The organism is Prevotella sp. 20925_1_30 (genome assembly GCF_041433025.1).
GTDB classification, from domain to species: domain Bacteria; phylum Bacteroidota; class Bacteroidia; order Bacteroidales; family Bacteroidaceae; genus Prevotella; species Prevotella vespertina.
Genome location: NZ_JAPWAR010000015.1, coordinates 45,310 through 69,296 on the forward strand (window position 1 = coordinate 45,310; position 23,987 = coordinate 69,296).

Genomic DNA, 23,987 nt, shown 5'->3' on the forward strand with positions numbered 1-23,987 from the left:
AACGGAAGTCAACCATTGTCGCTTTTCTACACAGTGTGACTGTTTCCGCATATCGGGGCGGTTATTGTCGCTTGTCGTAAACGGTTGTAAACCCTTGTCAACTGTCTGCACGGTGTGACAAAAAACAAGCCCCGCAAATTCTCCACGTCAGAAATACGTCTCAAAAATATGTGGAAATTTGGGAAGCGACAAATGGCAACCGAAAAGTGTTAAATTTTAGAATATGCTGGTAATTAAAGATTTACACTCGGATATTTCTGATTAGTTTTGGTTGTTCTATGGTTATAAATACACCAAATGAAAGCTCCTTTACTTATTCGCTTTATCCCTTCAGGTAAAATGACATGTTTCAAGTGATTACCATATCCCAAACGGAATCCCTCTTCTGCTACTTCTGTGACTTTATAAGGTTCCGTTTCTCCCACCTTATTGACTGTTGCAGGAACTGTGACAGTGGTAAATGGAGGGACATAATAAGTGTTCGCAGACTTTACAGATACATAGCGGTTAACTGCATCAATAATCGTATAACGCAATGGATAACCTTCAATACTGTTTACATCAAAAGTCGTTTGTGCTTTCCCCGTTAATGCTAACAAGAGGAAGCTGAAAAATAGTAATTTTCTTTTCATCTTTATTATTATTTGAATTGTTTTATTCCTTTATTTCCCTTTCCTATGACCTGCCCAATGGACATGAAAAAGCGAACAAAGGAAACTCTTGAAAGTCCTTTGTTTACAGGGGTTACGGCACGCTTCGCGCGCGCGTATGCGAGAAGAAAAAATGTGTTATTAGACGCTAGGTGCGCATATTGTGTGTGTGTGTGTGTGTGTGTGTTAGCAAATTATTTGGATTGACCAAAGATAAAGTGCAAAAAGATGCAAAGAATCGAATAATTCTTTGCAGTACTTCGTTCACTTGATATGTCATTGCTAATTCTTTCATGGCGGCAAAGGTAAGAAGATAAAATGGAATGAGCAAGGAAAAGAAGAAAAAAAGCCTCACCCCCGCCCCTCTCCGAATGGAGAGGGGAGTGAATAGTACTGTTTGCTAGGGGTTTATGGGGAAGTGTGGAGAGGTTGTGGGGAGTTAGAAGGAGGATTACAAGGTTTGGCTCCGCATGGATTTATCCATTATTAAAACTCCACATAAGGGCGAAGATGATCAATAGCTTCGGCATTGAAGTCCTTTAAGAGTTGGAGCTGTGACAGACTGGTGAGCTTTCCTTTTAATCGACGATAGTCACAGATAGCCCGTGCCTGATAGAAGTTTATATACGGATGACTGCGTAGCTTGCCCAAAGAAAGCGTGTTCAAGTTTAGCTTTTCAGGCTTAGGATTGACCACAGAGAAGTAGGGTAACGCCTCTTCGGGGAATCCCTCAATCTCAAGCAGTTGTCCGGTTGCAACATAACCACCTAATCGCTTGCCATAATTAACGATTGCCTTTGCCCACCCAGAGCCTATCCCTGGCACTTTCTTCAACTGATTTGTATCTGCAGAGACTAAGTTTATATGCTCGCCCAACTTTATTTTCAAAGGGTAAAGGACTGTATCTCGAGTAGAATGGACATACGGCTTGTACGTATTCGTTGCCTTATATTGTTCGTAAGCCTCATGTGCCGCTTGCTTATCTGCCTCCTTTTGCGCAATATAAGATTGTACAGAAGCAAGCGTTGAAGCAGGTTGATAATCGTCACCTATTCTTATATAAGGTTCTAACTCACGATACTGCTTGCGTGTAAGACCATAGAGACGGGCGAAATCCATCGGTGCTCGATATACACCGCCCTTACTTCTATATTTCAAGATATTACGTACCTGAAACTCAGATAATCCCAGTTGTAGCAATTCCTCGGCTGTTGCTGTATTTGGATCAAAGGCAAAAAGTCTCTTTCCTGATTCTGTCACTACTTCATAAGAAATGCCTTGTTGCGAACGAGCAGAATATCCTTTCCGCACCAAACTATCTCCGTCTACAGCTGAAGTTTCAGTCACTTGCTCACCAATAAAGACGGATGTGATAAGGCAGAGCATAATTAATATGACCAAACTAAGAATGACTTTCCTGTCAGACCGTTGTAAATAAAAGAATGATTTAAGGCTCATAGCGTATTTATTATAGGTTTTCAATCAAGGTAAAGGTTGTCTATTAATGTCTTCTTACACCACATTAAATTGGTGTAAGAAGATCATCAATATAGCTAAAGGACATACATAACGCACTAAGAAGTAATACACTCCAAAGAAAGTTCCACGTATTGTGCCCCAGTTCGTGAACTCATCTTTTACAACCTTCTTCGGTACATACCAACCCAAGAACAGGCAAGTTAACAAGCCTCCAACGGGTAAGAAGATTTGTCCAGTCACAAAGTCGAACACATCAAAGAGGTCACGACCAGCAATATTAAGGAACTTCCATTGTCCTAAAGACATCGAACAGAGAACTCCAATCAATATGCAACAGCCTGTAACGATCATTGCTGCGCGCGAACGGGATATGTGTAACTCCTCTTGAAAGAATGCGGTACTCACTTCATGGAGCGATATCAGCGATGTAAGAGCTGCTAATGAGAGTAGGATATAAAAGGAGAATGAAACGAAATATCCTATTATTGGCAATCCACTAAACGCCTGTTCAAAAACATTGGGTAAGGTGATAAAGACGAGCGAAGAGCCACTACCAGGATTGACACCTACAGAGAAAGCCGCAGGAAAGATGATTAAACCTGCTAAAATAGCCACCAATGTATCTATAGAAGCTATTTGTACTGCCGAATTTAACAGCTTTGTCTGCCTACTATAATATGAAGCATAGGTACAAATACAGCCCATGGCAATACTTAAAGAGTAGAACGACTGCCCAAGCGCACCAAGAAATACATCCTTCGTAACCTTTGTAAAGTCTGGACGCAACAGGAAGTCAATACCTTTCCAGGCTCCTGGTAGCAAGCAAGCAGCCACTACTATCACCAACAAAAGAATGAATAGCACTGGCATCATAATCTTTGAAGCTCGCTCAATACCATTTCTTACACCATGAATAATCACATAATGCGTTATAAAAAGGATGACTATAACCCACAAGAGAGGCTTCCATCCACTTGTGGAGAAGTCTGCAAAGTAAGACTTAAAGAACTCTGGCGTTCCATGAAGGCTATTCATTACTGATGCCGCACTGTATTGTAAGCACCAACCAGCCACTACTGCATAATAACCTGTTATTAGAAAGCCTGTAAGAACACCTAAGAATCCAACCCATTTCCACGCTGTTCCATTTGCCAACTTACTATAGGCACGAGCCGTATTAGATGCCGCATGACGCCCAATGATGAACTCACTAATCATACAAGGAAGCCCTAATAGAAGGATGCAAGCCAAATATATAAGGATAAAAGCGGCTCCACCATTCTGCCCTGTCATATAGGGAAAACGCCAGACATTACCTAACCCAACTGCACCTCCTGCTGTTGCAAGGATCATTCCTAACTTACTTGCAAACTTAACTCTATTTTGTTGTGACATAAAACTTTCTCTTTTAGATTGTACAAAATTACTAATAATTCTCTACCTTTGTATCAATCTATAAGTAAAATATGCTTTTTATGAAGAATTTACTAACTCATTACCGATTCAGTTGTGCGTTTATTGTGATTATCTGGATTCTTTGCTTCATACCAATCCCCGATAGTCCATTAAGCCATGTGACGTTAATCGACAAGTGGACACACGCTGCCTTGTATATAGTATTAGGTCTGCTCATATTGACGGAACAGCTCCGAGCAATGAAAAAAGCCAAACTCAGCAGCCTTATTTACTGGATCTGGCTCTTTCCAATAGCCATGGGAGGCATTATAGAAGTGTTGCAAGCCACCTGCACAGGCGGTAGACGCAGTGGAGAATGGCTCGATTTTGTCGCTGATGGGATTGGTTCTACCCTCGCATTGCTTATCGGTATTCTTCTGGCAAAGTATTACGCCAAAGGATAAAAGGAGCTCTCCGCATGTGAGAATTATAGAATCTACGATCGCCCGTAACCTCTTTTCCAATGAAGTCGGGTTTTTCAAAGGCTTCATCCTCACGCTTCAATTCCACCTCCGCCATAACAAGTCCTTCATTATCTCCGTGGAACTCGTCCACTTCAAACGTGTGTCCAGCATATTCAATAAGGTATCTATGCTTATCAATAACGCCTGGTTCGCATAGAGCCATAAGTTGTTGAGCCTCTTGATAGCTTATTTCTTTCTCAAATTCATAACGAGATAAGCCTCCATCACGCGATGGTCCTTTTATAGTAAGGTATCCCTTATTGTCTCGAATACGCACACGAACAGTATTGACAGCCGCAAAATAGCCTTGTTGTATATGACTACAACTGCTTGCAAGGGACTTCCAATCCATCCGCTTATGCACTAAGAACTTTCTTTCTATCTCCAGTCCGCTCATCAACTATTAACTGTTACGACAATTACATACGCTAACGTAAGAAGAATCAAGACTGCACCAATCCAAAAGACAACACGCTTTGCTTGCTTTTCTTGCTTCGCTTCACGAGCCTTACGGTTCACTTTACTTCTTTCACTCATAGGTATTCAATTTTAAAAGACCTACTTTTGTCGACACGACCTATTCGGTTTATCGAACAGCAAGCGGTCAAAGGTTCATATTATATAGGATAATTTTTTCACTCATCATTGCTCTTCAACGGGGAACTCCATCAAGTAGGCTTTAATGAAATCATCGATCTTTCCATCCATAACACCATCCACATCAGAGGTTTGATAGTTGGTTCGATGGTCCTTTACTCGTCGATCATCAAAGACGTAACTACGTATCTGACTGCCCCACTCTATCTTCTTCTTTCCAGCCTCAATCTTGGCTTGCTCCTCCATACGCTTCTTCATTGCGCGGTCATAGAGTTGCGACTTTAAGAGCTGCATAGCCTTTGCGCGGTTCTTAGGTTGGTCTCTTGTCTCTGTATTCTCGATAAGGATCTCTTCTTGTTCTCCAGTATCGGGATCCTCGTACTGATAGCGTAGGCGGACACCAGACTCAACCTTATTGACATTCTGCCCACCGGCTCCACTCGATCTAAAAGTGTCCCAGCTAACACGTGCGGGATCGACATATACCTCTATAGTATCGTCCACCAGTGGCGTAACAAATACACTGGCAAAGCTCGTCATACGCTTTCCCTGTGCATTAAATGGGCTAACACGAACGAGGCGATGGACGCCATTCTCGCTCTTTAAATACCCATAGGCATACTCACCACCTTCGAACTTCATGGTCACACTCTTTATACCGGCTTCATCTCCTTCTTGTATATCTGAGATGGTAACTTTGTACCCGTGAGCCTCTCCCCAACGCATATACATACGCATGAGCATTGATGCCCAGTCCTGGCTCTCAGTACCTCCAGCACCAGAGTTAATCTTCATTACGCACTCCATCGGGTCTTCCTCTTGACGGAGCATATTCTTTAATTCAAGGTCCTCTATCGCTTTTAACGCTTTGTTATAAGCGGAATCAACCTCCTCTTCTGTTACTAATTCATCCTTATAGAAGTCGAATGTTAGCTGTACTTCATCAGTCAAACTGCGAGCCTCATCATAGCCTTTTATCCACTTCTCTATGTCCTTTACCTTCTTCATCTGCTCCTGCGCACGCTTCGGATCATCCCAAAAGTCGGGTGCTTGTGTGCGTAGTTGCTCCTCTTCGAATTCGATTCGCTTCTCATCAATACATAAGTATCTATGCAGTGATTCGGTACGTTCTGTTATGTCTTTAAGCTGTTCTGCTGTTATCATCGTTTATCTTTTCTCCTCTCAACTATCAACTTCTCATTCACTACTATCAAGTGTTTGCACTACTCCTCATACATCTTATCTATCACAGCTTGATAGTTTTTATTAACAACGCCACGTCTCAGTTTCAACGTGTTTGTCAATTCACCATTCTCCATAGAGAAGTGATGTGCCAACAAGGTGAAGCGTTTGATTTGTTCATAGGGCGCTAACCTCTGTTGTAATGTTTCGATACGCTCAGACATCATATCACGTACCTTCTTATTTGAGCACAACTCTTCACGACTCTCAAATGGTATATTCTGTTGCTTTGCCCAGTCTTCTAAGACGGTAAATTCAGGGACGATAAGAGCAGAAACAAACTTCCGTTGGTCTGCAATAACAGCCACTTGTTCGATAAACTTATCAACTAATAGCATTGATTCTATCATCTGTGGTGCCACATACTTACCATTAGATGTCTTGAAAAGATCCTTTATTCTCTCTTTCAAGAACAACTCTCCATCTTTCAAATAGCCCGAGTCACCTGTGTGGAAGTATCCATCTGCATCAAAGGCATCAGCATTTAGGGCTTCACGACGGAAGTATCCTGGTGTAATCGTGTCTCCTTTGAGCATCACCTCACCCTCTTCACTAATCTTAATCTGTATGCCCTCAATAGGACGACCTACTGAACCAACCGTGAAAGGTTCGCCCTTATGATCGCAACTTACAGTAGCAAGGCTCTCTGTCAGTCCGTATCCTACTATCATATCAATACCAATGCTGTGCACAAACTCCTCTACCTCTGGTGATACATAAGCACCTGCTGTTGGGAAGATATTAGGATTTTCCAATCCTAACTGCTTACGCACCAAACTGAGAACAGTTCTGTTTAGCACTTTATATTCCATCTCTAATGCTAGAGGAACACGCTTTCCACGGGCTAGATAAGTGATATTACGCTTCCTACCAACGTTCAGTGCATGATAAAAGAGCTTTCGCTGCATTGCACTTGAGCTGTCCATGCGAGCTTTAACAGCAACATAAACCTTCTCCCAGAAGCGTGGTACAGCCGACATACACGTTGGGTGGGTCTCTCGCATACTATCTTGTATCTCCTTCGGATAGGTATTCACAATCAGTTGTGCACCTTCCGACAAACACAGATAAGCCCATCCTCGTTCAAAGACATGCGTCAATGGAAGGAAATTGATCACTCGATCTTTCTCAGTAACAGGCACACACTTGTTATTAGCGACCAAAGCTGCGTGATACATCTTATATGTCAAGACTACGCCCTTACTCTCTCCTGTGGTTCCACTAGTGTATAGTATGTTACAAATATCATCGTAGTTAGCCTGTTGCCAACGCTCTTCTACCTCCGATTGACGTGGTAAACCTTCACCTAATCTAAGGAAGTCTTCAAAGTAGATACTATTTGGGTCATGCGAACTAATGCGTACACTCGGATCAAAGATGATTATCTTTTCAAGTGTAGGGCACAACGTTGCGATTCGATGTGCCTTGTCGTACTGCTCTTGCTCACCAACGAAAAGATACTTAACTGCTGCATCTTGAATCATATACTGTATCTGCTGCTCGGAGCTAGTAGCGTAGAAAGGAATACTAGTCACCCTCACGCCATAGGCACCAAAGTCTGTATACAGATACTGAACACAATTCTGTGCAAACACGCCAATCGTCTCCTGCGGATTCATTCCTAGATTAAGTAGTGCGTTAGAGACTTGCTTTACACGCATAGAAAACTGATTCCATGAAACCGATTTCCACTCTAGACTACCGAAGTTACGGAATGTCAACACTGGTTTAGAGCCGTATTTCTTAGCTTGCTCATGTATAAGAACGGAGAGATGACAGTTTGTTTGCATCGCTATTGGTATTTTTTTATATTCGCAAAGATAGACATTTATCCGCAAAGAAGGAAATAAATTAGATAATAAATTACATTTTCCACCTTTGCTTCTATCGCTTGATTAAGGGAAAGAATAGAACAATAAAATTCGTAATAAGGCTACACCTCAAATACAAACTAAACCCTATTAAAACGAAAGAAACGCCCTTCTCTAATTGAAAAGGGCGTTTCCTTGTTAACAAGAGAGCCTTTCCTTGCCACAAAGAGAGGCTCTCTTCAAAATGATAAGGGTATCATTTCAGATTATCTCAACCATTGCTCTGGATTCAACTTAGCAGTTTCCTTACGCAATTGGAATTGGAGGATACCACTTGACCCGACCGTTCCGATTGTCTGACCAGTACCCACTTTCTGTCCTTTGCTGACGCTTACAGAACCTAAATTAGCATATACTGAGATGTAAATACCATGTCTGATCATCACAACACTCATTCCTCCTGCCATGAAGATACCGCTCACTTCGCCCATAAAGACACTGCGCACAGCACTTCCAGGAGCACCCTTAATATTGATACCATCGTTATTCAAGCGTATATTTGACATCCCCGATACATTGTATTGACCGAAGTGACTAACGATGTGACCCGATAGTGGCATAGGCAAACGACCACGGTTATTGGCAAAGTTACCAGTCATCGCACGGTCAGCAGAGCTCAACATATCATTGTTATTATTAGCTGAAGCCCTTGCTGCAGCAGCCTCTCTCTCTGCTCGATCGTGGTCGGCTGCAGCCTTACGTTCGGCAGCTGCACGATTTGATTCAGCCTCACGAGCAGCCTGGTCAGCACGTGCTTTATCGGCAGCAGCCTTTGCCTCAGCCTTTGCCTGTGCTTCACGAGCCGCAGCCTCACGCTCTTCAATCTTGCGCAAAGCCCGCTCACGAGCAGCAGCACGCTCCTTTTGTAAGGCTTCCTGACGAGCCTTTTCTGCTGCAGCACGCACTGCTTCGGCCTTTGCTGCAGCTTCTTGACGTGCTTTCTCAGCCGCTTCTGCAGCCACCTTAGCCGCTGCCTTCGCTGCAGCTTCACGTGCTTTTGCTTCTGCTATACGCTTTGCATTCTCACGCGCAGCCGCTTCTGCCGCCGCTTTCCTGCGTGCTATCTCCTCCGCCCGCTTCTTAGCTTCAGCAGCACGAGCGGCAGCTTGCGCCTTAGCCTCTGCTATGGCACGAGCCCTAGCCTTCTGTATTTCTACTTGAATAAGGCGGTCTATCTGTGCATTCAACGCCTGTTGTTGTTGGCGGCGTTGTGCTATCACACCTTCAAGAACCTTTTGGTCTTGTTGAAGAGAGGCTACAACCGTCTGCTGTTCGACACGCTTCTGCTCCATTTGAGCATGTATCTTCTTATCCTTATAGAGTAAGGTAGACTTGTCAACACGTACCTCCTTCAACTGAGAATGCTTCTGATCAATTTGTTGTTGTTTAGCTTTTATCAACTCACCTTGCGCCCTCTGATAAGCAGCATACTCTCGAACGAAACGCAGACGACGATACATTTGCGTCAAACTATTGGCAGAGAAGATGAACATAAGCTTATCTTGAATGCTACGATGGCGTGCCATGTAACGCATGGAACGGATGAAACGAGTGCGACGCTCGCCTAGTTGCGCCTCTAAAGACGCCAACTGACCTTTCAATATACCAATGTTACTATCCAAGCCTTTGATGTCTGTGGCGATAGTATCAATCGTTCTCTGGTGCTGACCAATCTCAGTATCAAGGCGAACTATCTTCTCCAATCGTGTATCAACATCCTTTTGCTTGACCTTCATCTCCTCTTCATGCTCCTTAATCTCATTCTGCAACTTCTGATTCTGCTGTTGCAAACCTTTAATCTCTTCGGTTGTTACATATCCAGGAGACTTCGCTCCACGCTTTGCACCATGTGCATTACGAGGATTCAACTTGCCATGTAAAGGTTGTTTAGCTGGTACTTGAGCAGGCTGTTGACCCTTTACAGGAGTTGGTTGATGTCCCTTTGCTGGTACAGCTTGATGCCCTTTTACAGGCATAGGATGTTGTCCTTTCACGGGAAGTTGATATCCCTTAGCTGGTACCTGTTGCCCTTTCATAGGGGAAGGTTGCGTTTTCACGGACTGATGCCCCCCCTTCGCTGGAACTTGTTTCTGCTCTTTAACACCAGAAGGTTTGGCTTGTATGGGTTGAGTTACAGCCGTTTTCTGCTGCACCTTATGCTTTTTAGTATGTTGCGCATAGCTTGTCAACATACCCATTGTCGATAATAAGAATAAAAGATAAAGACGTTTCATTTAAAAGTTCATTAGTTTGCCGAGTATCTCTTCCACGCTTACTTTAGTGTACTTATCTGATGGTTGGGTAAAAGCTTCCCAATCGCTTGCATCGCTAAAGTCGTTTAGTTCAAATGTAGCTGATAGTTCCTTAGCTGGTCGCGAACCAATAGCTGGAGTTTCGATTGTGACTGAATGTCTAGCAGGGAACATCTTTGAGCCAAAGGGTTTGAAGTCTCTATAAAGCCAAGAGAGTTCTGATGTTCCATGAGTTGAGCTCTTATACGTTATAAGAGTGGTGTAGATGTAACGGTATTCAGCGGGTATTACCCAGTCATAAGACATCTTCCCATCCTTCAAACGGATGTGCGCACTACCATCAACTTCCCACCTTTTGGCATCAACAGAGAACTTCGACATATCAGCTTCGGCAACTCTTTGCTGACGAGGAATGAATAATTGGTTCCAAAACAACGCTTGGAGGGTATAGAAGTTAATACCATTATCGCGCAAGAAGCCCACTTCATCGTAGCTAGCCTTTACGTATTGCTTATGGATGCGGTCGATGAAAAGAACGTAATCTTTCGTAAACTCAATGCGTCCCACTTCACTGCGAAGGAGTGGAATAAGCAGTTGTAAGCGTATAACCTCATCCTTTCTCATGTGCAAGATACCAGGAACTGTGATGTCCTTACGCCCATTGTTAATAGTAAAAGAGAGGTTTGACACCACGTTCTTTTGGTAGAGAGCCAAGTCAGCAATATTCTGCACAAAGGCTAACTTATACTTCGTGGAATCAACCGACGCATGAGGAGTCTCACTGGGAGTCGTCTTCAAGACTGGTTGTTGCCTTACTATGGCTTTATGTGTACCGCACGATGCCAACACTAACGTTGCCATGCTTGCTAGTAATATCTTAGTTCTTTTCATCCTGCTATGTATTTCTTTTGTTGTAACTTATCCTTCAATACTTTGCTATCATTGCCTTTCTCTATTGCTTTCTGCCAATACTCCAATGCTTTCTGTGTATCACCAGTTTTCATATAGATGTCTCCCACATGCTCAAGCACAACCCCGCTTGGGTCTTTGTCATTGCGTAGTACCTGGTCAATGTATATCTTTGCCTCCTCATAACGTTGCTGTTGGAAGAGAATCCAAGCGTAGGTATCAAGGTAAGTAGCATTATTGGGCTCTGCTTTTATCGTCTTGTAGCTCATCTGTTCAGCCCTTGGAAGGTCTTTATTCGCCACACTTAGATAGTAAGCATAGTTATTCAGAGCACCATAGTTATCCGCTTTCCACTTTAAACAACTATCGTATGCAGCGAAGGCTTCAGACGCCTTTCCTTTCTCATGAAGGATATCTCCAAGGATTGCATAGAAGTCTGACACAATCTCTGGATCACTATCTTCTTTTATTTGTCCTACACCTTTCTTAAATGTTTCAAGTGCCGCATCAATGTCGTGCTTTTGGAACTCTGCCATGCCTTTGAAGTAATAGAAAGCCATCTCATCAGGGTTATATTCAATGGCAGGGCGGCATATCTCTATTACCTTATCATAATCTTCTGTTGCCCAGATATTCTGTATCAATGCCAATCGAGCACGAGAGTTATCGGGTTCCACCTCAATGGCTTGCTCGTAAACATGATTAATCTCTGCTTTAGGCATGTTCTTCATTGCCATATAGGCAGCCTTCATCATAATCAAGTCAGCATCCTCCTGTTTCGTAGAAAGTGCCAGTGAGAAGAGATTCATGACCTTTGCACTATCAGAGATATTCGCTTGTTGGTCACTCGAAATGATGTCTCTTAGGAGTGTCATCTTCGTCTCTTTCTCTGTCTTAGGAGACTGTAGTAATTCGTTGGTAAGCTCATCTACGGTTGCTTGATCTTTAATGGAACGATAGTAATCAAGCATTGATAGCTTTGCAAGTGCATTATTGGGTTCCTCCTTCAAAACACTCTTATACTCCTTTAAAGCATCGTTCTTCTTACCATTCTGCAGTAGCCAATTACCGAACATCACACGATAGTCAAGCTCAAGCGGGTGCTCATCAACGAGTGACTTTAGCGACTCATACTCCTTCTTCTTATCGCCCATCTGCTCGTAAATCTGCATCTTACTCAATGAGATCTGCTCGCTACTCCCCTCAAGAACTTCTATACGATCAAGGACGTTAATCATCTTCTTGTAGTCGTTTTGAGAGCCGTATAACTGAAGGAGAAGTTGCAAGACATCAACGCGAGTCTTATTGGAGGAATACAAAAGCTCATATGCCTTTATGGCATTCGGATAGTCTTTCTGCGTGATATATAACTGTCCGAGCTTCTCTTGATAAGTGGCATTCTCTGGATCCAGTGACGCTGCCTTCTCAAAGTAAGTACGTGCTAAAGCATCGTTCTTCATATTGACATAGTAGCCAGCCAACTGATAGTAAACCGCTGCCGAGCGTGGATTCAAGTCATGTGCATGCCTAAGAAGATCGTAAGCAGCCGTTAGATTTCCCATTTCCTGCTGTCGAAGTCCTTCGAGATAGAAGTAGTTTGCAATGGTAAGACTATCCTTCTCTGCTGCTTGTGTAGCCACCGAGCCACCCAGCAAAGCCAATGCAAGAAGTGTATTACGCATGTTAGTGGTTATATATCTGAAGTTATCAAACATGAGATCTATCCTTTCTTTTACCTTACTTTACCCCCGTATGACCATAGCCGCCTTCTCCTCTCTCTGTCTCGTCAAGCTCTTCCACTTCCACGAACTCCCCCTGCTCGTGACAAGCAATTACCATTTGGGCAATCCGCTCACCATCGTTAATGGTGAAGTCTTCAGTTGAGAAGTTCACTAACAAGACCATTATCTCACCCCGATAATCAGCATCTATGGTACCAGGAGAGTTCAGAACAGTCAGTCCATGCTTCAAGGCTAAACCACTGCGAGGGCGTACCTGCGCTTCATAACCAACTGGCAAAGCAATATGTAAGCCTGTTGGAATGAGCCTGCGCTCCATTGGGTGCAACACTATTGGGGCTTCAATATTAGCACGGAGATCCATCCCCGCGCTCTGAGAAGTAGCATAAGCAGGGAGCTGCTGATGCCCTTTATTGATTACTTTAATCTTTATCATCGCTATATAATAAGGTACAAAATTAAGCAATTAATGCCACATTCATACATTTTTAGTACGTAAAAAGATGGTTTTTAGCCAATTTTAATTACTTTTGCGAATGCCTTTTTAGGGCATAACAAGCAGATAGATGCCTTGTAGAACATCTATCGCTCTATTGCAAACATTCAATATTCAACACCCTTAGGAACATGTCATTAGCTTCAAACCAACCACAAGCAAGCCTCATGAACTGGCTACAACTCATATCCAACAAGCGTCTTGGACAAGAAAGAAGACATGCGTTAAGGCACGACGACCGCTCTGAATTTAAGCGTGATAGCGACCGCCTGATTTACTCAGCACCCTTCCGTCGACTGCAAAACAAGACCCAAGTGTTCCCACTCCCAGGTAGTGTCTTTGTGCACAATCGCCTCACTCACTCGCTTGAGGTGGCTTCCTTAGGCAAATCACTTGGTGACGACGTGGCGCATAGACTAACGGAACTCCATCCAGAGTTGCGTGGTACGCTCTTTGAAGAGATTGGAACGATTGTCCAGACGGCTTGTTATGCGCATGACATGGGCAATCCGCCGTTCGGACATAGTGGTGAGAAAGCCATCCAGTCGTTCTTCACTGAGGGCAAAGGCAAGGCATTGCAGGAGTATGTAAGCCCTCGTTTCTGGGATGACATCACCCACTTTGAGGGTAATGCCAATGCTTTCCGCTTATTGACGCATCGTTTCCTCGGGCGAAGGGAAGGCGGCTTTGTAATGACATACACCACCTTGGCAAGTATTGTGAAGTATCCTTTCAGCTCGTCTTACGCAGGCAAACATGGGAAGTTCGGCTTCTTCCAAACCGAACAAGACACTTACAAGAAGATAGCGGAGGAACTCGGTATCATACAGAAGGAATGTTCTGCAGAGGGTATCAAGTATGTGCGCCACCCGTTAGTCTACCTCATGGAGGCTGCGGATGATATCTGTTACGAGATTATGGACATCGAGGATTCACACAAGCTCAAGCTCCTATCCTTTGAGGAGACCACCGACTTGCTATTAGGCTTCTTCGACGAAGACACGAGAGCGGCGATTCGTAAGAACATCAAGGAGGAAGGTGTGACCGATAGGAACGAGCAAGTGGTTTACTTCCGGGCGCGTGCCGTTGGTTTATTAGAGGCTGAATGTGTCAAAGCATTTGTTGAACACGAGGCTGAGATACTATCAGGCACCTTCAAAGGCTCGCTTATCGAACACATATCAGAGCTTCCCCGACAGGCTTACAAGCACTGCTCACAGGTGTCAGTAGACCGTATCTATCGCAGTAAAACCGTCCTTGACGTAGAGTTATCAGGCTATAAGATAATGGAAACACTGATGGAGGCACTCATTGGAGCGGCTGTGGAGCCTAACCACTTCCACAGTCAACAACTCATCCGGAGCTTCTCCAGTCAGTATGACATCCAAAGCTCGGATCTTGAAACACGCATTATGGCTGTCTTAGACTACATCAGTGGCATGACAGACATCTATGCCTTAGACATCTACCAGAAGATAAATGGTATCAGTCTACCCATCGTTTAGCCCCCACCCCCGCCTTTCCACAAGGCAAAGAGGGATGACACTCCTAAGTATCACGCCCCTAACTCCTAATAAAGAACAATGGAAAATCAATATAAAAAGACCTTCCCCGACCTCATGGTAGGGAAGAAAATCATCTATGTACACGGCTTCATGTCAGCCGGTTCCACCCACACAGCACAAATACTAAGGGACTATATGCCCCAAGCAACCGTCATTGCACCCGACTTACCCATACATCCTGAAGAGGCAATGACGCTCCTTAGGAATCTTGTTGACGCCGAGCAACCCGACTTAATCATAGGTACTTCCATGGGCGGAATGTACACAGAGATGCTATATGGCACCGACCGCATTTGCGTGAACCCTGCTTTTCAGATGGGCGCAACCATCACCGAGAGCAATATGATGGGCAAGCAAGTATTCCAGAACGTACGTCAAGACGGCATACAAGAGGTCATCGTGACCAAAGCTCTCGTCAAGGAGTACAAGGATATGACGGAGAATTGCTTCAAGCAGGTTGACGCCAAGGAGCAAGAACGTGTCTTCGGACTATTCGGCGACGCTGACCCTATCGTACACACATTCGATCTCTTCAGCGAGCATTACCCACAGGCTATCCACTTCCACGGCGAACATCGGCTCATTGAGAAGGCTATCTTCCATTATCTCATGCCTATTATCCGGTGGATTGACGACCGACAGGAGGGGCGCGAACGGCGCACGGTTCTCATCGACAAGGATACGCTTGCGGACGCATACGGCAAACCGAAGTCGAGCTTACACAAGGCTTATGAACTATTACTCGACAATTACAACGTCTATTTCGTTTGTCCTGCGCCCACCAATCAGCCCTCTGCTATCAGCGAACAACAGGCTTGGATAGAGGAAACCTTCAGTGCGCCGGCATGGAATCACGCTATTTTTACCAACCAACCACAGCTCCTATACGGCGATTATCTCATTAGTAGTACCGCCCATGACGACTTCCTCGGTACGGCACTCCGCTTTGGCAGTGACGAATTTAAGACGTGGGAAGACGTTATCACTTACTTTGAACGATTGGGCGGACAGTGATTTAGGCGCATTACTAACGTGTTTCCGCTTCGTACCTAACGCATTTTAAAACCATTCCTAACGGGTTTGCAATCCGATTCTAACGTATTAAAAAAACGTTCCTAACGGGTTTGCTATTCGTTTCTAACGGGCATAACCTCCGTAACTAACGCATATCCCATTCATAACTAACGTGCATGACATTCGTTTCTCATGTGTATCTCATTCGTTTCTAACGTGCCTTATTGTTGTTTCATCATGATGAGACACTCGTTTCATCATGATGAGACACAGGTTTCATCGTGATGAGACACAGGTTTCACCATGGTGAAAATAGCGTAACTCACGTCACTAAAAGACGGAACACGCCTTAGAAACGATTGGCAGACGCAGGGAATAACAATTCAACACGTATTGTGTAGGAAGGAGAAACGTATTGCGTAACAACGTTATTCGTATTCTGCAAGAACATAAAACATAACAATCAGAGAAACAAGAAAGGCTTATCAACGATGGCACACGAACTCTTCACACGTATTGCTGATATTCTCACGGCTCCGTCAGAAGCCCAAGCACGCATCATGCACGAGACGCTTGTCATAGCATGTTACGAGGGATTGAAAGAGACGAAGCATGGTTTTGGCAACCTCTCATCGCAGGTAGAGGCTCTTTGCAGACTGCATCACATTGCGCCGAAGGACGTTGTGGCAATTCACAAAATGCGTCGGCACAGTAATTCCGCAGCTCCTATTCTGCCCGACGACATCGCTTATGATTGTCGGGCACTCGCCCTCTTCGTCTCTGCCGTATTCCAGGAAGCTATCCCCGATACGCTTGTGGGCAAGCTGCCAACGCACGGACGTATCACGGAGAACATACAGATTGCGAACTACCGATACATCCGTTGCATTGTTAGGGAATGGGATGAGCAGACGATACAGGTTGCCGTAATCAATCAAGACAGCAGTGAGGAGTTGTTGACGGTGGACTATATGAACACAGCCGAGTATGTGGACTTTAGTTATCTGCGCTCTCTTCTGCGTGAGGGAATGCAACTCAACTTACTTGATTGCACTGTCACACGCAAGAAGGTGATTCCACGTCTGATAGTCGTAGAGCCTGATTATCTCGTAGACATATCCTCCATCGCTAATTGCTTTGAGAGTTATGGGCACCACCCACTGCTCTTTACGGTAAAGCGGATGGGCGAGCGACCTAATAACAAGCATATCGTACTGGGTAACTTTGCGGGTTCTGCACTCGACGATATCATCAATCATCCCACAGACTATACCATCAAGGACACCTTCCGTTCGAACTTTCGAGAGAAGGCGTTGGACTTTGCCACCTGTCCCGACTTCAATGCAGTGGAGTTTAAGCAAGCCGCTGAACAACAGGTAGCGAATATTCAAGAGATAGTCAACGAGTTATTCCAGTCGTTCGAGCGTGAGAAAGCCATCTTGGAGCCGTCTTTCGTGTGCGAACGATTAGGTTTGCAGGGACGAATAGACCTCATGACAACCGACTTAAAGCTGTTAGTTGAGCAGAAATCTGGTAAGAATATCTTTATTGAAAGGCAGTATAAGAACCCGCATGGCTCGCTCCATGTGGAGAAGCATTACGTACAACTCTTGCTTTACTATGGTATATTGCAATACAACTTCCAGCTGAATCCGAAGGATGCACACATAGAATTGATGTATTCGAAATACCCTCTCCCGAACGGGTTACTTGAGGTTGAACCGCTACAAAAGCTCATTCGTGAGGCGATGAAGTTCCGTAATCAAGCCGTCGCAACCGAGTATTGGATGGCGGAGAATGGCTTTCATCGTTTGTTGCCACTAATGACTCCGCAGGTGCTGAATGTTGAGAAACAGAATGATGCGTTCTATCAACGATACCTCTTACCACAACTTACGGAGGTGCTCGCACCCCTTCATCAGCTAAGCGAACTAGAGCGTGCTTACTTCACACGTATGATGACTTTCGTTATTAAGGAGCAACTGGTATCGAAGGTGGGCGCACAAGAGGGCGTGGGGAATAGTAATGCCGACCTTTGGAATATGCCTCTGGCGGAGAAGAAGGATACGGGAAATATCTACACAGGGCTTACGATAACGGATAAGAGCTGTAGTAGCTCATTCAACGGATATGATACTATTACGCTCAACGTACCGCAACAGGGCATAGACTTCCTCCCGAACTTCCGCAGGGGGGACATGGTTTATCTCTACGCGTATAAGAAGAATGAGGAACCAGACGTGCGTAAGAGTATTCTCTTCAAAGGCTCTTTACAAGAGATACATACCTCGTCTATCGTAGTGCACCTCAACGACGGGCAACAGAACCCGAATCTTATAGCTGGAGAGTGCTTTGCCTTAGAGCATGCAGGGAGCGATATTGGGGGTACATCGGCTATTCGTAGCCTCTATACTTTCATCACCTCTGATGTGGAACAGCGGCAGTTACTCCTTGGACAGCGTGCGCCACGTGCTGACAAATCCCTTGTTTTGTCGCGTAGTTACCACCCCGATTACGATGAAATCATCTTGAAAGCAAAGCAGGCACAGGACTACTTCCTCTTGATTGGTCCTCCTGGAACGGGTAAGACTTCGCAGGCGCTGCAATATCTTGTGCTTGAGCAGCTGACAGAAAAGCCCAAAGTTCCAAGCACCAATCCCAATGATCACAGCCCAAAGGTCAATGGGCAAAGTTCTATCCTCCTCCTTGCTTACACGAATCGTGCTGTTGACGAGATATGCAATATGCTTTCTGAGCACGAGATAGATTACATCCGCATTGGTAACGAGTATAGTTGCGATCCGAAATATAGTGACCATCTCTTGCAAGAGGTGCTCGATGAGAATACAACCCTCAATAGTATTAAGTCCACCCTATCAGAGGCGCAAATCATCGTAGCCACAACCTCGACCATGAATAGTCGTTCGGCACTCTTTAACATCAAGCACTTTGACCTCGTCATCATTGATGAAGCGAGCCAGATACTAGAGCCAAATATCGTGGGAATACTGACTGCCCGACAGGAGGAAGGGCGTGCGATAGATCGGTTTATATTAGTAGGCGACCATAAACAATTACCTGCCGTGGTGCAACAGCAGGGGGAGGCTGATGTGGAGAATACATCGTCTATTCTTGAGAACATCCATCTTTCATCGTGCGCCAACTCCTTATTTGAACGCCTCATCCTCACCGAAAGGGCAGCAGGAAGAACCGATTTCATAGGGACGCTACACAAGCAAGGACGTATGCACCCCGATATTGCCGACTTTGCTAATCGTAAGTTCTATGCAAAGGAACAGCTGGAATGTGTGCCGTTAGCCCATCAGTTGGAAACGGAACTATCTTATAACGAGGAGAGCGAAGATGTTTTAGACAGTGCACTAAAGGCACATCGCATGATTTTCATTCCTTCTATGCCTTGCAAGCAACTGAACATTTCAGAAAAGGTAAACACTGACGAGGCACGAATCATCGCTGACCTATTGTGCAGATTGTACCGACAAATGAGCAAGGACTTTGACCCACAGAAGTCGGTGGGCGTCATCGTTCCATACAGGAATCAAATTGCTATGATTCGAAAAGAGATAGAGCGGCTGGAGATTCCTGCTCTGGAGGGTATTAGCATAGACACAGTGGAACGCTATCAAGGTAGCCAGCGTGATGTAATTCTCTATTCATTCACGATTCAGAGTCGTTATCAACTCGATTTCCTAACGGCTAACACGTTCTATGAAGAGGGGCAACCAATAGACAGAAAGTTGAATGTTGCTATCACAAGGGCACGCAAACAACTCATCTTAACAGGCAATGAGTCTACGCTAAGACAGAACCAACTCTTTGCCGAACTGATTGATTACATAAAAGAAAAAGGCGGTTATGTAAGGTTTCACTAAGATGAGATAAGGACTCATCTTAGTGAAACTTTACTTGAGATACAGATTAATTATTCCAATTACGACGAGCCAGGTCTAACGCATCCTTGCGTGTTGTTACCTTGCCCTTGTACCCTCCACTCTTCGATCCGTTCTTCCATACGAAATTAAAACGCATCTCGACGTGGTGCTCATCAATGCGTCGAAGATAGACAAAACTGCCTTCCTGGAAGAAGTGATCATCGTAAGTATAGAGCCCATTAACGATAGATCCACCTACTGTCCAGTCTCCTGATTGGGTCAAATCAACCTTCTTTCCCAGCTGACTCAATGGAATGGATATCCCAACAAACTCTCCCGTTAGATTAAGCGGATAATTGATAGAGGCTTCACCATTAAATTCGCTGTAAAGTACTGGACTGATTTTGTTGTCATCATCGTCGTCACTACTGCAAGAAACAAAGCTGAAACACATTGTAAGAGTAAACACACTCGCTAAGAGGGCATAAGCCCATTTCTGTAAGTTTTTAGACATAATGGTAATTATTTAGGAGTTTATTATCGCCTACAAATGTACGATAATATATTGAGAAAGTAACGGAATCCCAATGATAAAACGTCATAGCCCGTGAGGATATACTCACCTTTACATTGGATTCGGGCTTGAGATTTGCGAAATACTACCACGAATTATGGTCTAAAGAACGATTATTCGACTGATTTTCCGTAACTTTGCAAACAGAATAAAACGACAAACAAAGATGAAGATAGAAGCACAAATTACCGCTGCGGCACTAGCAGCTGTCAAGGAGTTATATGGTGTTGAGGTGCCAGAAAAGATGATTCAACTACAGAAGACACGTAGTGACTTTGAAGGAAACCTTACACTTGTCACCTTCCCACTACTGAAGACTTCACACAAGAAGCCTGAAGATACGGCACAGGAAATAGGTGAGTACTTGAAGAAGAATTGTAAGGCTATCGCCGACTTCAACGTTGTGAAGGGTTTTCTTAACCTCGTTATTGCTCAAGCGGCATGGGTTGGTTTATTGAACGACATTAATGCGAATGAGAAGTTCGGTGAGAAGTCAGTGACTGAAAATAGTCCGCTTGTTATGATTGAGTACTCTTCGCCTAACACGAACAAGCCTCTCCACCTTGGACACGTGCGTAACAACCTCCTCGGATGGTCATTGGCACAAATCATGGAAGCTAATGGCAATAAGGTAGTAAAGACGAATATCGTCAATGACCGCGGTATCCACATTTGTAAGTCTATGCTTGCTTGGCTGAAGTGGGGCAATGGTATCACCCCTGAAAAGGCTGGCAAGAAGGGTGATCACTTGATTGGTGACTTCTATGTACTATTTGATAAGCACTTCAAAGAGGAGTGCAAACAACTGCAAGAGCAGTATGAGAAGGAGGGAATGACACCCGATGATGCGAAAGCAAAAGCCGAACAAGAGGCTCCATTGATACAAGAAGCACACGAGATGCTCGTTAAGTGGGAGCATAACGACCCAGAGGTTCGTGCTTTATGGGAGAAGATGAATAGTTGGGTTTACGCTGGATTCGATGAGACTTACAAGGCGATGGGTGTTGGATTCGATAAGATCTATTATGAGTCAAATACCTATCTCGTTGGTAAGAAGAAGGTGGAGGAAGGACTCGCCAAAGGGCTCTTCATTCGTAAAGATGACAACTCTGTATGGGCTGATCTCACGGATGAAGGCTTAGACCAGAAGCTCCTTTTGCGTAAGGATGGCACATCTGTTTACATGACACAAGATATTGGTACTGCCGAGATGCGCTTCAACGACTTCCCTATCGATAAGATGATTTATGTCGTTGGTAACGAACAGAACTATCACTTCCAGGTGCTTTCAATCCTCTTGGATCGTCTGGGCTTCAAGTGGGGTAAGGATCTCGTACACTTCTCGTATGGTATGGTTGAATTGCCAAATGGTAAGATGAAGAGTCGTGAGGGTACTGTTGTTGATGCCGACGACTTGGTAGCGTCAATGATAGAGAACGCCAAGACACTCAGCGAGGATAAGGTAAATAAACTCGAAGGAATTACCGAGGATGAGAAGAATGAGATAGCACGTATCGTTGGTATGGGTGCGCTGAAGTACTTTATATTAAAGGTGGATGCTCGCAAGAATATGCTCTTCAATCCAGAAGAGTCAATCGACTTCAATGGTAATACAGGTCCATTCATTCAATACACCTACGCTCGTATCCGCAGTATTCTTCGTAAGGCAGAGGCACAGAGCATTGCTCTTCCTGCATCACTCGCCGATGAAGCACCATTGAACGAGAAAGAGATTGCACTCATTCAGAAGCTCAACGACTTCGGTGCAGCTGTTGCACAGGCTGGTATAGACTATAGTCCAAGTGGTATTGCTAACTACTGCTACGAACTGACCAAGGAGTTCAATCAGTTCTATCACGACTATAGCATCCTCAATGCAGATACCAAAGCAGAGAAGATCACCCGCCTCGTACTGGCTAAGAACGTGGCTAAGGTGATTAAGAATGGTATGGCATTGCTCGGCATAGAGGTACCAGAGAGGATGTAGAAGCCCCACAACAAAGGAACACGAAGTCTGGACATATATTATAATAAAAGGTAACAATGGTTAGGACTGAGTGTTCCCACTACCTTTAGAAACCCTTTAATGTTTTATTCATACACGATATGAGATATTTTTTCGCTTCTTTGTTATTCTGCTTGTTACTGATTCCAACATATAGTTCTGCACAGAATAACGACTCATTAACAGTATCAGACCAGGAATATCGGGCAGCTGTAGAAAGGCTCGTAATGGTATCTGGCGGTCGGAAAGCACTTGAAACAAGCTATCCACTACTAATGGAAAGCCTAAAGAAGACGTGTTATTACGTCCCAGATGAGATTATGAAACAAATAGAAGAGAAGTTCAGAACCATTTTCTTCGATAATATAAATGAGCTATATGTGCCTGTTTACAAAAAGTATTATACGTTAGAAGAGCTGAAAGCGTTCGCTGACTTCTTTGAAACTCCATTAGGGAAAAAGGTGGCAGCAACGACACCTCTGCTTACAAAAGACCTATTCGAAGCAGGTCAAGAAGCAAGTAAAAATGTTATCAAAGAGGTTCTCAAGGATCTAAACTTAGATGAAAAGGAGTCTTCAGAAAAGTGATATTGAATCGTTTATAAGCAGATGAACACTTTACACAACCCTCCTTCGTATCGCAATGACACAGTACTTCCACTACCAATGGATGTTCGAGGGGCTTCTTGGGCTGTCGACGCAGCCTGTTCTGGCAACCCGGGACCTATGGAATATCAATGTATTGACTTACAAACAGGGGCTCAAGTCTTCCATTTCGGACCAGTACAAGGTACAAATAATATCGGAGAGTTCCTCGCTATTGTGCATGCTTTAGCCTTGATGGAGAAACAGGGAATCAAGGACAAGGTCATCTATAGTGATTCGTATAACGCCATTCTGTGGGTTAAGAAGAAGAAGTGTAAGACGACATTAACCCGTAATTCCGCAACAGAACAGCTGTATCAAATCATTGCACGGGCAGAACAATGGCTCATGACACACAACGTCACCACTCCTATTATCAAATGGGAAACAAAACAATGGGGCGAGATACCTGCCGACTTCGGTAGGAAGAAGTAGGTTATTCTTGCTCTTTAAGAAAAGAGGATATACTCATGGAGAGAGAATCTTTCTCTATTTTCCTTGCTCATTCCATTTTATCTTTTTACCTTTGCCGCCGTGAAAGAATTAGCAATGACATATCAAGGCAATGACGTACTGCAAAGAATTATTCGATTCTTTGCATCTTTTTGCACTTTATCTTTGGTCAATCCAAATAATTTGCTAACACACACACACACACACACACACACACTATGCGCACCTAGCGTACAATAACACATTTTTTCTTCTCGCATACGCGCGCGCGAAGCGTGCCGTAACCCCTGTAAACAAAGGACTTTCAAGAGTTTCCTTTGTTCGCTTTTTTATGCCCTTTTTGAAGACTTCTAAAACACAAAATATAGCAATTTTTTCGAGTATAAAATCAAACTTACATAGTGCCACAGAGCATCAAGAGGAGGAGATAATTCATTGTTTTAACAACTCTTCTTATGCTTTCGTCTCCCTCTTGGACTCTGTGACACGAAGTAAAGTAAGTGAGAATCATTAATAATAACTATTTTTAAAATCAGGTAAATGGAGAAAACAAATGAAAGAAAAGTCTATTGTGCACCTCAATGCACGTGGCTTGAACTAGCAGAAGATGAATTAATGCGAGGCACATCGTTTGAGAACCCTGGTAGCGGTGGTGGCAGTGGTCATGCTTCAGCAAGTGATAGCG

At 44.1% G+C, this 23,987-nt stretch carries 19 protein-coding genes; 7 read left to right on the forward strand and 12 right to left on the reverse strand.

The window, feature by feature from the left end:
* Positions 1-233: 233 nt before the first annotated feature.
* From O3603_RS07865 to O3603_RS07875, 3 genes are all read right to left on the reverse strand, one after another.
* The gene (locus O3603_RS07865) at positions 234-632 is read right to left on the reverse strand and encodes a hypothetical protein (protein ID WP_371522009.1); all 399 of its coding nucleotides are present in this window, start codon (positions 630-632) and stop codon (positions 234-236) included.
* A 504-nt stretch (positions 633-1,136) separates the two neighbouring features.
* Positions 1,137-2,108, reverse strand: coding sequence for a helix-hairpin-helix domain-containing protein (locus tag O3603_RS07870; protein ID WP_371522011.1), 972 nt, complete (start codon positions 2,106-2,108; stop codon positions 1,137-1,139).
* 54 nt (positions 2,109-2,162) lie between these two features.
* The gene (locus O3603_RS07875; protein WP_371522014.1) at positions 2,163-3,524 is read right to left on the reverse strand and encodes a sodium-dependent transporter; all 1,362 of its coding nucleotides are present in this window, start codon (positions 3,522-3,524) and stop codon (positions 2,163-2,165) included.
* Positions 3,525-3,604: 80 nt separating this feature from the next.
* Here O3603_RS07875 and O3603_RS07880 point away from each other — a divergent pair, with 80 nt between their 5' ends.
* A complete protein-coding gene (locus O3603_RS07880) occupies positions 3,605-3,988 on the forward strand; it encodes a VanZ family protein (protein WP_371522016.1) in 384 nt (127 codons plus the stop codon).
* Here O3603_RS07880 and O3603_RS07885 read toward each other — a convergent pair.
* The 8 genes from O3603_RS07885 to dut all read right to left on the reverse strand — a co-directional run bounded on the left by O3603_RS07885 (position 3,948) and on the right by dut (position 13,094).
* A complete protein-coding gene (locus O3603_RS07885) occupies positions 3,948-4,445 on the reverse strand; it encodes a CYTH domain-containing protein (protein ID WP_004384557.1) in 498 nt (165 codons plus the stop codon). The genes O3603_RS07880 and O3603_RS07885 overlap by 41 nt on opposite strands.
* A complete protein-coding gene (locus tag O3603_RS07890) occupies positions 4,445-4,585 on the reverse strand; it encodes a hypothetical protein (protein ID WP_004384556.1) in 141 nt (46 codons plus the stop codon). Before O3603_RS07890 ends, O3603_RS07885 begins: the two co-directional genes overlap by 1 nt.
* A gap of 105 nt (positions 4,586-4,690) precedes the next feature.
* Positions 4,691-5,809 carry a peptide chain release factor 2 gene (gene prfB / locus O3603_RS07895; protein ID WP_371522018.1) on the reverse strand — a complete coding sequence of 373 codons (1,119 nt, stop codon included), beginning with the start codon at positions 5,807-5,809 and terminating at the stop codon, positions 4,691-4,693.
* A gap of 59 nt (positions 5,810-5,868) precedes the next feature.
* Positions 5,869-7,677: a long-chain fatty acid--CoA ligase gene (locus O3603_RS07900; protein ID WP_371522020.1), complete on the reverse strand. Its 1,809-nt coding sequence runs from the start codon at positions 7,675-7,677 to the stop codon at positions 5,869-5,871.
* A 287-nt stretch (positions 7,678-7,964) separates the two neighbouring features.
* Entirely contained in the window at positions 7,965-9,992 is a 2,028-nt protein-coding gene (locus O3603_RS07905; protein ID WP_371522022.1) for a peptidoglycan DD-metalloendopeptidase family protein, read from the reverse strand.
* The gene (locus O3603_RS07910) at positions 9,993-10,901 is read right to left on the reverse strand and encodes a DUF4292 domain-containing protein (RefSeq protein WP_371522024.1); all 909 of its coding nucleotides are present in this window, start codon (positions 10,899-10,901) and stop codon (positions 9,993-9,995) included.
* Positions 10,898-12,634, reverse strand: a complete 1,737-nt coding sequence (locus O3603_RS07915) for a tetratricopeptide repeat protein (protein WP_288954252.1) — start codon at positions 12,632-12,634, stop codon at positions 10,898-10,900. The genes O3603_RS07910 and O3603_RS07915 overlap by 4 nt, the downstream gene beginning before the upstream one ends.
* Before the next feature lie 22 nt (positions 12,635-12,656).
* Positions 12,657-13,094, reverse strand: coding sequence for a dUTP diphosphatase (dut, locus tag O3603_RS07920; RefSeq protein ID WP_315088317.1), 438 nt, complete (start codon positions 13,092-13,094; stop codon positions 12,657-12,659).
* 227 nt (positions 13,095-13,321) lie between these two features.
* On the opposite strand from dut, the gene dgt reads away from it, so the two are divergent.
* From dgt to O3603_RS07935, 3 genes are all read left to right on the forward strand, one after another.
* The gene (dgt, locus tag O3603_RS07925; protein ID WP_009433983.1) at positions 13,322-14,659 is read left to right on the forward strand and encodes a dGTP triphosphohydrolase; all 1,338 of its coding nucleotides are present in this window, start codon (positions 13,322-13,324) and stop codon (positions 14,657-14,659) included.
* 78 nt (positions 14,660-14,737) lie between these two features.
* Entirely contained in the window at positions 14,738-15,733 is a 996-nt protein-coding gene (locus O3603_RS07930; RefSeq protein ID WP_371522027.1) for a YqiA/YcfP family alpha/beta fold hydrolase, read from the forward strand.
* Positions 15,734-16,224: 491 nt separating this feature from the next.
* A complete protein-coding gene (locus tag O3603_RS07935; RefSeq protein WP_371522029.1) occupies positions 16,225-19,626 on the forward strand; it encodes a DEAD/DEAH box helicase in 3,402 nt (1,133 codons plus the stop codon).
* Positions 19,627-19,672: 46 nt separating this feature from the next.
* Here the strand turns inward: O3603_RS07935 and O3603_RS07940 are convergent, their stop codons facing one another.
* Positions 19,673-20,140, reverse strand: coding sequence for a hypothetical protein (locus O3603_RS07940; protein ID WP_371522031.1), 468 nt, complete (start codon positions 20,138-20,140; stop codon positions 19,673-19,675).
* A 226-nt stretch (positions 20,141-20,366) separates the two neighbouring features.
* On the opposite strand from O3603_RS07940, the gene argS reads away from it, so the two are divergent.
* From argS to O3603_RS07955, 3 genes are all read left to right on the forward strand, one after another.
* Positions 20,367-22,187 (forward strand): arginine--tRNA ligase, encoded by a 1,821-nt coding sequence (gene argS / locus O3603_RS07945; RefSeq protein ID WP_371522033.1) that lies wholly within the window; start codon positions 20,367-20,369, stop codon positions 22,185-22,187.
* Between the two features lie 119 nt (positions 22,188-22,306).
* Positions 22,307-22,792 carry a DUF2059 domain-containing protein gene (locus O3603_RS07950; RefSeq protein WP_371522035.1) on the forward strand — a complete coding sequence of 162 codons (486 nt, stop codon included), beginning with the start codon at positions 22,307-22,309 and terminating at the stop codon, positions 22,790-22,792.
* 21 nt (positions 22,793-22,813) lie between these two features.
* Positions 22,814-23,284: an RNase H family protein gene (locus tag O3603_RS07955; RefSeq protein ID WP_371522036.1), complete on the forward strand. Its 471-nt coding sequence runs from the start codon at positions 22,814-22,816 to the stop codon at positions 23,282-23,284.
* Positions 23,285-23,987 lie beyond the last annotated feature (703 nt).